This window comes from Paenibacillus sp. JCM 18996, from assembly GCF_055392555.1.
This window is the reverse complement of the sequence record NZ_AP043884.1, coordinates 1818771-1833003: the sequence shown is the minus strand read 5'-3', so window position 1 is coordinate 1833003 and position 14233 is coordinate 1818771. Positions and strand designations below refer to the sequence as shown.

8 protein-coding genes are annotated in these 14233 nt (G+C 50.3%); 5 read left to right on the top strand and 3 right to left on the bottom strand.

What is annotated here, in order from left to right:
• Positions 1-62: 62 nt before the first annotated feature.
• Positions 63-1166, top strand: a complete 1104-nt coding sequence (locus ACZ5N7_RS09105) for an S-layer homology domain-containing protein (protein WP_464658885.1) — start codon at positions 63-65, stop codon at positions 1164-1166.
• Between the two features lie 927 nt (positions 1167-2093).
• The gene (locus ACZ5N7_RS09100) at positions 2094-8258 is read left to right on the top strand and encodes a PKD domain-containing protein (RefSeq protein ID WP_464658883.1); all 6165 of its coding nucleotides are present in this window, start codon (positions 2094-2096) and stop codon (positions 8256-8258) included.
• A 6-nt stretch (positions 8259-8264) separates the two neighbouring features.
• On the opposite strand, the gene ACZ5N7_RS09095 is transcribed toward ACZ5N7_RS09100, so the two are convergent.
• Positions 8265-9419: a THUMP domain-containing class I SAM-dependent RNA methyltransferase gene (locus ACZ5N7_RS09095; protein WP_464658881.1), complete on the bottom strand. Its 1155-nt coding sequence runs from the start codon at positions 9417-9419 to the stop codon at positions 8265-8267.
• 119 nt (positions 9420-9538) lie between these two features.
• On the opposite strand from ACZ5N7_RS09095, the gene ACZ5N7_RS09090 reads away from it, so the two are divergent.
• On the top strand, positions 9539-10177 hold the full coding sequence (locus tag ACZ5N7_RS09090; RefSeq protein WP_464658879.1) for an O-methyltransferase: 639 nt from the start codon (positions 9539-9541) through the stop codon (positions 10175-10177).
• Positions 10178-10660: 483 nt separating this feature from the next.
• On the opposite strand, the gene ACZ5N7_RS09085 is transcribed toward ACZ5N7_RS09090, so the two are convergent.
• The gene (locus ACZ5N7_RS09085) at positions 10661-11896 is read right to left on the bottom strand and encodes an MFS transporter (RefSeq protein ID WP_464658877.1); all 1236 of its coding nucleotides are present in this window, start codon (positions 11894-11896) and stop codon (positions 10661-10663) included.
• 157 nt (positions 11897-12053) lie between these two features.
• Here ACZ5N7_RS09085 and ACZ5N7_RS09080 point away from each other — a divergent pair, with 157 nt between their 5' ends.
• Positions 12054-12626: a spore coat protein gene (locus ACZ5N7_RS09080; protein ID WP_464658876.1), complete on the top strand. Its 573-nt coding sequence runs from the start codon at positions 12054-12056 to the stop codon at positions 12624-12626.
• Between the two features lie 82 nt (positions 12627-12708).
• On the opposite strand, the gene ACZ5N7_RS09075 is transcribed toward ACZ5N7_RS09080, so the two are convergent.
• Positions 12709-13398, bottom strand: coding sequence for a GGDEF domain-containing protein (locus ACZ5N7_RS09075; protein WP_464658874.1), 690 nt, complete (start codon positions 13396-13398; stop codon positions 12709-12711).
• A gap of 195 nt (positions 13399-13593) precedes the next feature.
• On the opposite strand from ACZ5N7_RS09075, the gene ACZ5N7_RS09070 reads away from it, so the two are divergent.
• Positions 13594-14223 carry a fumarylacetoacetate hydrolase family protein gene (locus ACZ5N7_RS09070; RefSeq protein ID WP_464658872.1) on the top strand — a complete coding sequence of 210 codons (630 nt, stop codon included), beginning with the start codon at positions 13594-13596 and terminating at the stop codon, positions 14221-14223.
• Positions 14224-14233 lie beyond the last annotated feature (10 nt).

The following is a 14233-nucleotide window of genomic DNA, read 5'->3' as shown; positions in this document are numbered from 1 at the left end:
CATTGCCGAAACAAGTAATGCTAGAATTTTCAATTCACAATCAATAGAACGGAGTGACAGTTATGTTTAACGGCAGACTTGCAGTAACTTTATTGCTGTCTTCGATTGTCGTATCGGGCTGCAGCCAGACCGGCTTTACGCCAACGGCGGCAGCGGAGACCAGGAAGGCCGTACAGTTTAAGGATATTGGCGGCCATTGGGCAAAGGACACTATTAGTCTGGCGGTGAGCAAAGGCTATGTTGACGGGTACGTTGACGGAAGTTTTTTGCCGGATATGAAGGTAACGAGAGCGGAGTTTATTAAATTAACGATGTCAGGCTTAGGAAAATATGTTGTCCCTGATAATGGGCTCGAATGGTATAGACCCTATGTGGCGGCAGCGGTCAACGGAGGGATTCTGACAGAGGGAGAGTTTTCGGGCAGCCAGATGAATGAGCCGATCACCCGCCAGGAAATGGCCCGGATCGTCGTCCGCGCAGCAGCTCCGAGTGTAAAGCCGGCGACGGACGAGGAATTTATGTATGAAGCGACGAAAGCGGGGCTGATTCAAGGTTTGAGCGGTGGGGAGCTTGGCAGGGAAGAAGCGACTACTCGGGCGCAATCGGTCACTGTGATTGAACGGATTCTTACAGTGAAGTCGGGCGGCAAGCTGCCGGTGGACAAAGCGGCAGTCAGCTATGCAGAAGTGGACTGGCGCGGGACAAACCTGTTCACGATGTGGAATTCGAAGCCGGTGCAGTTTCCTTTGGAAATTACTCTTGGAAGTGGCATTAAACTAACGATCTATCAGATGATTGTCGTGGATATGACTGATCCGAGTGGGGCTTATTATGAGGGGTTTAGGCAGATGAATGTAGAGGGACGTAGAGGGCCTCTCAATAACGAGTATGTCATAGGTTATAAAATCAGCGTCAAGAACGAAACAGTAAAGCAGCATGAGACAACTGCACTGCCGTTTTTAATGAATATGGTGGATTACAATTGGACTTATTCTAACCAAGATATCAACGGGTTCTGGCTAGATCAAGTCGCGAACAAAGATGGTTGGCTATTCTTTAACCAAAAGAAAGACATTGTTGACGAGAGAATTAAAAAAGTGGGGTTTGTCAGAAATATATTTTTAAACAAGGCCATAGGTGGGTCCGTACCTTTAAACAAAGAATAATCCGCTGCTGCTGAAAGTCCCTGATTAAAATTGGGGACTTTATGGAGTCATCTGATTAGGGGAGTGAAGGCTGTGAATAGTAGAAAGAGAATAATAACCAGTGGAATATCCATATTGCTTGTCATTACTATTGTGATCGGATCTTTTTTATTACCTGCCGATTCCGCGCAAGCTCAAAGGCTATATATTGATTTTACAAATTGTTCGTTGTCCGGCAGTACATTGCAAGATTTCTATTCGCCAAATAAAAGTTTGCCGATGAATCTCAACTTGGCCGGAGGGGGCCCCATTCTAGGTTATAAAGTATATGACAAAAATGGGTTATTGCTCACCAATCAAGGCACTCTAAATGGCAATACATTAGCGATCACGGTAAATGGAACAGCTCAAAAGTTATACGGAAAAAATTCTACCAATCCGGGTCATCATATTTATCGTCTTCCTAACGGAAAGCGTTGGGAACATAAGGGACAAAAAACTCCTGCCATTCAATTTAACCCTCCGTCAGACACCTTCAAAGGGGGAACTATTACCCAATATCCAGGCATTATCCCCTTGGATGGATATGATCGGGATACCAGTAAAGTATTACCACAATACCCGACGGACTTAAGATATGCGTATAATTACGATAATTCTAATATGCCCGTACAAGATCAGGCTCCCAATAATGATTTTGTGGGGGCAGCTGTAACCAGAGCTTATGAAGCGCCACCGGCAACAGAGTTTTACCCACCTCTTGCTGGCTCAGAACCTGGTAAAGAGGTACCTGATAAAAATGGACCAATGCAGACATTGGATAAATTAGACCTCTCTAGCATTACCATACATTACGCAGAAGCAACAGCTGACACCCCACATATTCAGCCTTTCTTTTGGGGACCATCACCTACTAAAAGTGGTTTTGGCGATATTAAAGTTCGTTTGATGCTAACCGAAAACCTTACCGATCCAAAGGATTATTATCAAACACCAGACCTCACGGATCCCACCGGCATCGGTGAAGATCGCAACTATTTTATGACCGTGGACACTTTCTGGAGCGGGACGACTTACGTATACAGCGGTTATGTGGAAGTCGAATATGACCTAACCAAACCGGATCTGGTGCCGGTCAGCATCACCACCCCTGCAACGATACAGATCAACACGCCTGTGGACTTTGATTTTTCCTTTAAGAATAACGGTCGATACATAAATCAACCTTTTGAGATCAAGATCATCGATCGGGACACGGGGAGCACTGTTTTCCAGAAAAGGTATACCGGATACAGTGACCAGAGTCGCTTGGATAAGGGCGGAACGGTGACCGGAAAGTTCACCACCAGCTTCGCCACCAAAGGCACCCAGTACCTGCGGATATATGTGGATTCAGCAAACGATATTGATGAGGGTACAGACGGCGGGGAGAACAACAATTATGCGGATTACCCGTTCACGGTAAATTTCGGCTTAGACGGGGATTTTGAAATAGAACCTAATAAAATCCAATTCAGGGACTCTTTTAAACTGACACCGAAGCCTTTCACCATTCCAGCCGGCTGCAGCTATTTCTCGCATCAGTACAAATTTGAGGGGCTTCAAACGTGGGTTTCCAATCTTATCAACAATCCAACCGCCGAGACCAATATGAGTTATTCGGACTATCAAGGCAAAATTGGAGTGGGAAGTACACCGGTTTCCATCAATATTAGCACGGATTGCGGAGACAGCGGCTGGATCAAGCAAAAGCTGCTGCAAGTGGATACGAGCTCCCGGCCGAACAGCCCGCCGCAGTTTAATATCGGATGGTTCACCGACAGCAACCGCTATGGTACAAGCCCGGATGCGAATCCCACCGTTGTAGGCGGGAAGGTAAACGTAAGGGTCATTCACGATGCCGGTGCGGGAGAACCAAAAGACCCTGATGGTGACCCGATTACTTATACATGGGACTTTGATTCCAGCAGCAGCGCCTGGGTGCGAAATGTCGGCAACCAAGTGAAGGGCTCGTATGGACTGCATGATGAAGGCTATTACAATTTAATGGCAGATACGGCAGGGTTCCACACCGTAACTGCAACCGCCTGCGATTCCTTGGGAGCCTGCAGCACGCGCTCATCTACTTTTGAAGTGATTCCGCCGAATCCCATCCCGAAGGCGGCCTGTCCGCCCGAAACGAAAGCATTCCGGCCGGTTCCCGCTTCATCGTTTAGCGCTCAGAAAAGCTACAGCCCGCTGGGAAGAACCATCGATCACTCCAAGGATGTATGGAACAATAAATTACCGAGCTATTCCAACGATACGACGAACGATATAACAGCCAATGTGACGCTTGCGCAGGTGACGGACAGTAGCGGATTACAGTCTCTTTCCAAAGATGCCGACACCTGCAGTATCGTTGTACATCCGGATTTGCCGCCGATTGCGAAGCTGCAGGTGCCGCCGCTTGGAATCCGGAACCAAAACATTACCATTTTGAATAAATCGTATTCTCCAGACGGAGACCCTATTATTCGGATGAATTACAAATACAAATACGATTGGGGAAACAACGGATTTTACGATGATGGATGGTATGACATTCCGGGGGATCTGAACGGTTTCAATTTCAACCCGCCAAAGGTCGGGAAGTACTATTTCTACGCGCAGGCCTGTGAAGAATATCAATGCGGCGACACCTCCTCGACGAATGTTTTTTCGCTGGTGCTTGATGTTGTGAATGACGCTCCTGAGGTGTCCTTTACGGCAGCGGGCAAAAATGATCAGCCGACACTTACCGTTGCTTCCTACTACTCACCGGATGCGATCTATAACAATTGGCCTTTATATGAAACGGATTCGAATACCGTGATCCAAGACAAGTCCAAATCGTATGAGCTAAGGAACGGATATTTGAGGTCAAAAGAAGGAAAAGACTTCCATAATCAGGATTACGTCCTGGATGCTAAGAATGCTATGGGTGGGGGATATACCATTGAACCAGTTACGATGCCTGACAACGGCTATGGTAATAACCGGCTTTCGCCATGGAGATCCATTGCTGGAAATGTGACTTATCGTCCAATGAAAGACCCGACTGACGTAACAAAAAACATCCCTGCTTATACATGGAAATCTACCGATCAATCACAAGACCCTAATGCCCGTAATTGGCTTTATAACAGCAGACCCTATTTTGGATTCAATAAGAAATACGTCTACTTTAATTACAAGGGTAAAATATGGGGCTTAAATAAGTATAAAATGAATGACCCTAACCCTTATGATTTTACAACAGGAAATTTTGATATCGGGGGAAAAAAGGGAATCTTTGCGGAAAATAATTTCTACGTTGCGGACTCCGTTATTTTCGCTCAGAGATACGCTACTTATTGGAATGATAACGGTGATCCGACATATGACCGTGATTTGGTATCAATCGATGCGGTAACAGGACAAAAAGTTGGAGAATCTTACAATAAGAATGTACCCATTCAGGCCATTACCTCAGCCTTTACTTACGGTGACAATATCATTGTAAGTGACGGCGTGGGTGATGATGTAAGACACTTTGCCGAATATGATAAAAACTTTAACGTACTCCGTCAATTGACCTTGCCTAATCTGGCTCCCGCTTTTCGGTCCGGCTATAGCAGCTCTTATACTTGGAAATTCATGACTTCCAGACCGTTTAGAGGGGCGGACGGAGAATTGTACGTCTATCAACAAGCGTATGCGGTAGGCGCAACCAAAGGCGGAGCAGGTATTCCGCTATATGGCGATTATGCGGTTGTCATAAAAATCAATAGAGATTTGAGTATCGGGGGAACAACTCCGCTTATACTTCCGGGAATGACAAATGCAGGATGGTATAAAGGCACTTATTGTAGCTCCTGCGCTGAGAATGACGGTATTACGGATAACTCTTTCCCATCCATTGTCGTCAATCCGTTAGCGAAGTTCATTATTGCCAGAAGCTATGGAAATGAGATTACAGATTCTGCTTATAACAAAATTTGGATGAGCAACATGTCTTCCTTCGAATCCAACAGAGGCAGCTATGAACAAGGGAGATTTTATGCAAGCAACGGCAGCTTCAGATTTGATTGGAATGGAAATATAGCAGGCACACAATCAGGAACAACAACTTCTGATGGCTATTACATGGACAGAAATGCTATCTATGATGCTGGCGGTGCCTTAGTTTCAAGCTTAAATCCCTACTCGGCAGCTCAGGGAGCATCAGGCATGCAGAAAATAATCTTTAATGAATATGTCGGTGACGGCATCATGCTTACCTTAACCAATGCGATCGACTCTAAAGGACTCATTTTTGGAATCGCAACAGGAACACCATCAACCAATCCGCTTGTTCATAAGGGCTTTGCGGTTGGACAGTTCCGTTCGCCCGTTGCAAAGGCAGATGCAGAGATTGGGTTAATCTTGAATATGGCGGATATAGATGGATCGGACAGAGCGGGGCTGTCTTTCCGGATGCAGGACTCCCTGAATAAATATACTGTAGAGACCGATGGTTCAACTGTATATCTCGCCCGCTATATAAACGGAAGTCGATCCGTGCTAGCACAGCAGGCTTACCCTTTAGTAAAAGGTACGGATTATGCCATTAAGGTAAAAGCGCAAGGCTCGACGATGAACGTGTGGTTTAATGGAATCCCGATGTTCAGCAATGTATCCGATTCGGCGTTCTCCAGCGGAACCTTTGGCATGTATTCCAATCGCTCCTTTGTAAACTTTAAAGGATTATATGCGAAGGACCTGGACCCGGGTAATTCAACCGACTGGCTCACCAACTACGCGATTTGGGATGCAGGAACCGCCCGAGCCGACGTCCGCTACGATAATATTACCTGGACGGACCCGGAGAATGACCCGATTGCCGGAAGCTATAAGTGGAAATATGTTCAAACGCCGAAATTTTTGAACAATCAAGGATATTCAGCGATGAATGGCCAGACGTATGACGGCCCTCAAATGGTTTTCGACAAAGTGGGCGTCTACGCAGTGACGCTGAATGCGCGAGACGATCCGCATCCGGATCACCGGTATCCGGACAACGCGTTTGACAGTTACAGAAAGTGGTCAAACTCCTTTACTCAAAACGTCGTCGTGCACAGAAGACCGGTGGCGCAGTTTACGCTCTCTGCCAATGGTGACGGCACGATTGCATGGAACGACACTTCCTGGGATCCTGACCGGTTTGATCCGAACACCGGGGCAGCTTCGGCTCCTGATGTGACAGGCTACAATTACGCGGCGAACCGGGGGATTTTGGAACGCAAATACTCTTATACCAGTCCGAGCGGTACCTTCGTAAACGGCAAATTGACCCGTCCATCGGAAGCGGGAACCTATACCGCTTATCTGCAGGTAAAAGATGAATATGGTGCTTGGAGTACTCCGGCCAGCTTTGACATTTATTCGGCAGGCGGATTGCTGCCTCATAACAAACCGGCGGCAACACTTACTTATCCGAATGGTTCGCAAGCCAGTCCGACACTGGTTTATACGACCCGGCCGAACCTCACCTGGGCACAGTCCGATCCAGACGGGGATATTCTTAAGAGTTATGATATCCAGGTGCTCGATGAGTCCGGGGCTTACATTGTCGGCAGCGGGGAGACAGCGCAGTGGAGCAATGTGACCAATTGGACGGTACCGCTGGATTTGCAAACAGGAAAGAAATATCAAGTAAGAGTCCGGGTTGCCGACGACTACGATTGGTCAAATTGGTCCAATACCGGATGGATGATCATCAACTCGCCGCCGAAAGTGAGCATCACCGATCCGAACGGACGGGACAAGGATACGTCAATGCTTATCGTCGATAACCGCAGGCCGCAGATCACATGGAGACAATCGGATAAAGAAAACAATTTCTTCAAGAAGCTTTATATCCAGGTATTGGATCAATACGGCAACCTTCAGTATGAGACGGGATGGGACACTTGGCAGAATACGGGCTCAAATACCAACAGCTTTACGATCCCGCAGGATTTGCCGACGAATGTGCCGCTGCAAGTAAAGATGAAAGTCACGGACGACGATCCTAATATATGGTCGGATTGGAGCAACACAGCTTGGCTGCTGATTGATATGACACCTTCCGCGGATGTGACGAATCCATCCGGCAGCCAGACAGCGCCTGCGCCGATGAGTCCGACACCGATGATCTCATTTAACGAATGGGATCCCGATCCGTTAAATGCATTTGCCAAATACCAGGTGCAATTTATTAATGAAGCGAACACCGCTGTCCTGCATGACTCAGGAGAGATGTCTCAAAACTTGGCTGGACAATGGAGAGTGGTCAATTACAAGGTGCCTGACTATGCGGCGCTGCCTGCAGGGGTGAAGGTACAAGTCACGGCTAGGGTATATGACGGTTATGTATGGTCGCCTTGGTCTCCAAGAAAGTGGCTGCTTACGAACAGGCCTCCTGTGCCTGATTTCGATTGGACACCCAAACCGGTCTGGGAGGGGGATCCCGTTAATGTGATCAACCGGTCTTCAGATCCGGACGGAAATTCTCTTTCTTACGAATGGACAGTGAGAAGGCCGGATGGCACAGTATATACAAGTACAGCTGTGAATTTGAGTTTGCTGTTTACGCAGGCAGGCGGGTATGAAGTCATTCTTACCGCCTCGGACGGATACGAAAGCCGTACTGTCGCCAAAACGATAACCGCACAGCCGCTGACGATCCGCTCCTCCGTAAACCATACCGCCGAGTGGCAGGCTAACCATGTACGGGAAGGCCACAATACTTCCCGACCGCCAAAAGATTTTTATTCAGGTGAGATCTTTGTAGTGGATACGGAAAGCTCGCCGACCGCGGTCGGCGAGGTCACTTCCTGGATTGACGCCACAGGGATAGACGGCAACCGAATACAGATTGCCGCCCAGCTTACGGCGGCTCCAGGTTCAACACTCTATAAGGGGGAGTTGTTCGACAAGAAGCTGATGTCCATGACAGAAGGACTTCCCAAAGGGCTGCAGAACATACGCTTCCGCATACGGTACGGGAATGGTGTGATAAAAGAAGAGACAGTGCCGGTCCGCATCATGGGCAATGTCAATGAGGCAGTGCGTGTGCACCGGAGGCAGTAGCATTTCTTAATCAGTCGGCTGTTCCTTATTTCGCGGAGGCAAAGGGCCAAAGTACTGGTAGTAATGGCACTCGATCCGACCGTTGAACAGCTTTCGCTTTTTGTCGGCAGGGCGGCCCAGATAATGCTCGACCTGTTTGTTAGGGTTTAACACGAAGACCGACCAAGTGGGCAGGCTCCGGGCAACGGAGCCCAGCTGCCGCAGGACGGTCTCTACTTCGCTGCGGTCACCTAACCGCTCCCCGTAGGGCGGGTTGGTGACGATGCACCCGTAGTCGCCGCGCGGGCGGACCTTGGCAACAGGCTCCGCATGAAAGCGGAGCTCCTTGCCAAGGCCGGCCGCCTTAGCGGCGGCCAAAGCGACATCGACCGCCTCCGGGTCGATGTCAGAGCCTGCGATCTCGAGCGGGATATCATCCCGCACGAGATCGAACGCCTCCTCGCGGGCGTCGGCCCAAAGTGCCTCTGGCACATTGGGCCACGCCTCGGAGGCGAAGCTGCGCCGGATGCCCGGCGCCAGGTTCCACCCGATCATCGCAGCCTCGATCGGGATCGTTCCGGAGCCGCAGAACGGGTCGTACAGTGGCCTGTCGACCCGCCAGCGGCTCAAAAGCACAAGCGCCGCCGCCATCGTCTCTTTCAGCGGCGCCTCAGTAACAAGCTTGCGGTAGCCGCGCTTATGCAGCCCCACCCCTGTTGTATCCATCGTCAGGGTGGCGATGTCATTAAGGAGCGACACCTCAATGACAAATCGGGCTCCGGTTTCCAGGAACCACTCGGTCCCGTACCGCTCTTTCATCTTCTCAACGACGGCCTTCTTCACGATGCCCTGGCAGGCGGGGACGCTGGAAAGCTGCGATTTATGCGAGCGGCCTTCCACAGGGAATTCGGCATTCCCGGGAATCCAGTCCGGCCAATCCAACGCTTTCGTTCCTTCGAACAGCTCGTCGAAAGTGACGGCCCTAAACTGCCCCATCTTGACGAGCACCCGGTCCGAGGTGCGCAGCCACAGGTTACAGCGGGCTATTGCCGACGCGTCGGCACGGAACGTAACCCTTCCGTTCTCGACGGTCTGGTCCGTATATCCCAAATCTTTCAGCTCCCGGGCTACAATAGATTCCAGCCCCATGGGAGCGGTAGCGATCAATTCCAAAAGCGGCATACTGGCTAAGTCACTCCTTTAAGTTGATCTCTCCCCGGAAAAATCATACAATTAAGTATAGGACAAACCGGGACCGCATACAAATAAACACCTTATTTTTAACGAAAGAAGGGATACATATGACAGAAATTCTGAATGCGGAGCAGTACAATGAATCTTTATACCCGAGGGACGAGCAGCTGGAAAAAGTGCTTGAAGGCATCGCAGCCCACCAAATGCCGCAAATTTCAGTTAAGCCAGGCTACGGCAGGCTATTGACGCTTCTGGTCAAAATGTCCGGGGCCCAAAAGGTGCTGGAGATCGGAGCTTTGGGTGGTTACAGCGGCATCTGCCTTGCCCGAGGACTGGATGCGGAAGGACGCCTTACGTCGCTTGAACTGAAAGATGACTACGCACAGCTCGCACACCGGCATTTGACGGAGGCGGGACTGGGTGACAAAGTGGAGTATCGTGTCGGCGAAGCTCTGGACAGCCTGAAGCTGCTCGAGGAGGAGGGGCGGCGGTTCGATTTTTACTTCATTGACGCTGACAAAGGAAATTATCCGAATTATTTGGAATACGCGATCCGGCTCTCCAATCCGGGCGCCGTCATCATCGGTGACAACACATTAATGCACGGCAGGACAATGGACCCCGAGGAAAAAGGCAACTCAGTGACGGCGATGAGAGCGTTTAACGAAATGATGGCAACGGATTCCAGGCTGGACAGCACCCTTCTTTCCGCATACGACGGTCTGGCTGTAGCCCGTGTAAAGTGATACGCTCCGATAAGAGCTTTCCCTGACACAGGAGAGCTCTTTGTTTCTATTTGATAGGAATATATGAAATTTGGCAGAGTCGATAAAGTATCCATTGTGCATAAGTATGGCTTTAGATACATTTAACCGCTAGTGAGAGGTTGTTTTGCATCGCAAATCCCTCTGTTTCGAATCCGGTAGATCGACTTTTCGCCCTCCGGTGTCATATCGTGCAGGATCGATTAAGCCTCAGGGATATTTCTCTGGCTTAACGGTAGGAACACCCGCGGTGCAGCGCCGCACTCGCGCCGGGAGCGCTGCGCGTTCTAATCATCCTTTGTCCCTCTCCCAACTTCTCTCCGGCAAACCCGGTGACCTGACCGCCTCTACCTCTCCCAACCTTCTCTCCTGGAAACCTTCATGTAAAAAACTTCCCTTGTGGGATGCTGTCTCCGATTTCAACGGACAACGAGCATGATCTATTGTGCACTTGTCCGGCGGGATTTATTCCGATGGGTGCGACTGTACGGGATCCAATTCCAAGAGGGAATGGGCACGGCGGATCAGCGATTTCCGAACCCAGAAAAAGTTGCCCACAAGCAGAGCCGCTGCTATATAGAATATCCCTCTCACTCCCAACAGGCCAGAGAAAACCCCGCCCATGACAGGGCCCAGCATGTTGCCGAAGGCCAAGGCGCTCGTATTGTAAGAGATGGAGCGGCCCTCCATTCCTGCGGGAGTATATTTGTTGATCAAGGACAGAACCGAGGGAAGCAGACCCCCCATAAAAATGCCGAGCAGGAACCGGCAGCCAAGCAGCTGCCACACATTCTGTACGAGCGCCTGGGGAACAAAAGACAAAGCCGCCCCAACCAGGCAGAACCCGAGGATTTTCTCCGCGCCGAGCTTATCGCCCCATTTACCGAACACAGGCGAAGAAATCATATTGGAGAAGCCTGTGATTGAGCTCACCAATCCGGCAAACAGGGCGATGCTTTTGCTTGGCCCATAGAGCTCCTGCACATAAAGCGGCATGATAGGATTTGTGCTTAAGAAGGCGAATTGAATAAGGATGGTCACGGAATAGAGGGCGGGCAGCTGGGGGATGGCGGCTATTTGCCTGAGTCCCTTGACGAACGGTACTTTAGGCTTCGCCGCCACCGACTTGCGGTCAAAGTTTTCTTTCACCAAGAGCATCGTAAACACGGTAGCGATAAACAGGCAAACCCCGGTTATGTAGAAAATATCTTTATACCCTATATATTGCGCAAGCAGCCCTCCGATGAGCGGCCCCATAATCGTTCCGGCGACAGCCCCGGACTGCAGCGTGCCGAGCGCAAAACCGATTTTTTCCTTGGGTGTGTTGGTTGACATAAGGGCCGTTCCGGCAGGAATAAACCCCGATATTACGCCGTTCAGCAGCCTCAGGAACAGAAGGTGGACCGGCAGCGTGGCAAATCCCATAGCTCCCGTGACCAAGGCCATTCCGAATCCTGAGCGAAGCAGCATGATCTTGCGTCCCTTACGGTCCGCAATGCCACCCCAGATGGGCTGGAACATAAACGAAGTGACGAAGTTCGCAGCGAAAATGACACTGGACCACACCGCGACCTGATGAGTCTCCTTGACACCCAGCTCCTGTATGTAATAAGGAAGAAAAGGCATCACCATGCTCATTCCGGACATCGCCAGAAATTGGCCGAACCAGAGCACGATGAGATTGATTTTCCATCTTTCCATGGTGGGACCTCTTTTCTTGGCTGAAGAATGAACCCTATGAAATGGCACTGCCATTATTATACCGTTTTCGAAAAGTAAAAGGAATCGATGAATACACTCCGGAGTGTGGGGGAATAGTAAACTTTGGAAAAAGGAAACTGATGAAGGAGTGTTTACTATGCCTTTCGGCGCCCACGAGACGATGGAAGTCCATGAATTGCTCAATGAAAAAATGAATATGATCGCTCACTTTTCGTTATATTCGCAGCAGGCACGCACTCAGCAAATCCGGGAACTGGCGCAGCGCCACCTGCAGATGGTGGCAGAGGGCTATGACCAGATGGTCGGCTACACGCATGATTACAACGCGGCGGAAGGCGGCGCACAGATGGCAGGGATGCAGGCGGTCGATCCCCGGGACATCGTGTACGGGCTGGATAATCCAAGCACAGTCGCGCCGCAGACGGGCGGAGGGCTGGACGATCGGCAAATTCTGAGCGCCATGCTGGTCTGTCACAAGAACAGCGCCAAGAATCATATGGCCGGTTCCTTGGAAATTGCGGACCCGAATATCCGGCAGATGGCGATCAACGGGGCGGTGAGCTGCTCCAATATGGCTTACGAGATATTCCTTGTAATGAACCGCGATGGGTTATACCAAGTGCCGACCATGCACGATCACACCGCGAAAACGATGCTTCACACGTACCAGCCGATGAATTATCCGACGGAGCAGCGTTTTGACCAATAGTTGAGGGGCAGTGCCCTGGGACCGGCAAAAAGCCGCCTTGTTCCCGTACGGACAAGGGCGGCTTTCCTATTGTACTCTATTTTCACATTGAAACGGCATCGGAGGCTTTGAAAGGAACGACTTTATTCTTTTGTCGTTTGGCTGTGTACATAGCTGCATCCGCATTCATCACCAGTTCTTTTAATGAAGAACCGTTCGCCGGCAAAGAAGCGACCCCGGCGCTGATCGATGCTTTAATCTTCTCCCCTTTGCTTGTGTCGATCGCCAGCTCGCTTATGAGCCTCCTGATCCTCTCCGCAACCGCTAACGCTTCCTTCTCATCCGCCCCGGGCAGAACTACCGCGAACTCCTCGCCGCCCCAACGGCCTACGAAATCACCCTTGCGCACGCCTTTGCAGATAGTTTCCGCTATCGATAACAGCACTGCGTCTCCTGTCAGGTGCCCGTACTTATTGTTAAAGCTGCGAAAATCGTCCACATCTATCACCGCGAGGCCCAATGAGCTGCGGTCACGCAGCGCCTGCTGGTGCTCGATGGCCAGCCGCCGGAACAGGTAACGGCGATTATACAGCCCGGTCGCGTCATCCTTGATGCTTTGCTCGTGCCAGCGCGATCCGATCAGCGTCAGCACCGCTCCCCCGGCAGCCGTGAACAATATTGCCGTAACGACGCCGTACGCAGACAGCCGGGCGAGGACCAGCCCGCCAATCATCGTCAAAGCGCCCATCAAGGCTCCTGCCGCTGCCATTTTGAATATGGATAATCGGTCCAAGGGCCGTCTCTCCTTTCGAAGCGGTAGAAGCTGAAAGTTTTGCAATGTCATAGTTTCGTAGTTTCTGTGTTTAATATTATAGGTCTTTAGTTACTTATCTGTCAAATATTTACATAAATTGCCATCCGGTTCATAGACGTATTTGCTGAATTTTGTTAGGATGTAAAGAGCACTTATACAAAGGAGAGCACGATAATGAACAGCATTCGCAACATTTATTGCGTAGGACGCAACTACGGGCTGCATGCAGCGGAATTGGGAAACGATATTCCGGAACAGCCGATGATTTTTATGAAGCCGACTCATGCGGCGGTGTTTATGGATGGCAGCGAAATTACGCTTCCTGCCGGCCGAGGCTCCGTTCACTATGAAGGAGAGCTTGTACTGCGGGTTGGAAAGCCATATGAGCAGGGGATTCCGGTGGATCAGCTGGTCGACGGCCTGGCGCTGGGCATCGATTTCACTTTACGCGATGTGCAGAGCGAGTTGAAGAAGAAGGGTCACCCGTGGCTGGCGGCAAAAGGGTTTCCGGGATCCGCGGCGCTCACTTCTTTCCGCCCTTTTCCCGGGGAGAACGCTTTGGCCGCTGTTCCTTTTTGCTTGGTCAGGAACGGCGAGGAGGCTCAAAAAGGGACGGTAACGGAAATGATCTTCTCACTTCAGCAGGTTGTCGATTTTATTGCGGCTCATTTTGGACTGGGTGAAGGGGATATCATTTATACGGGTACCCCTGCCGGTGTGGCAGCCGTGCAGAACGGCGACCATTTCTTGCTCAAGCTGGGCGAGGACACACTGGGTGATTGTGCTGTGAAGCTGAGTGTTTAATGGCATGGCG

Bases quoted from the DNA above. Each gene is read 5' to 3' on its own strand.
- ACZ5N7_RS09105 (WP_464658885.1), top strand. From the start codon at position 63: ATGTTTAACGGCAGACTTGCAGTAACTTTATTGCTGTCTTCGATTGTC.
- ACZ5N7_RS09100 (WP_464658883.1), top strand. From the start codon at position 2,094: ATGCTAACCGAAAACCTTACCGATCCAAAGGATTATTATCAAACACCA.
- ACZ5N7_RS09095 (WP_464658881.1), bottom strand. From the start codon at position 9,419: ATGCCGCTTTTGGAATTGATCGCTACCGCTCCCATGGGGCTGGAATCT.
- ACZ5N7_RS09090 (WP_464658879.1), top strand. From the start codon at position 9,539: ATGACAGAAATTCTGAATGCGGAGCAGTACAATGAATCTTTATACCCG.
- ACZ5N7_RS09085 (WP_464658877.1), bottom strand. From the start codon at position 11,896: ATGGAAAGATGGAAAATCAATCTCATCGTGCTCTGGTTCGGCCAATTT.
- ACZ5N7_RS09080 (WP_464658876.1), top strand. From the start codon at position 12,054: ATGCCTTTCGGCGCCCACGAGACGATGGAAGTCCATGAATTGCTCAAT.
- ACZ5N7_RS09070 (WP_464658872.1), top strand. From the start codon at position 13,594: ATGAACAGCATTCGCAACATTTATTGCGTAGGACGCAACTACGGGCTG.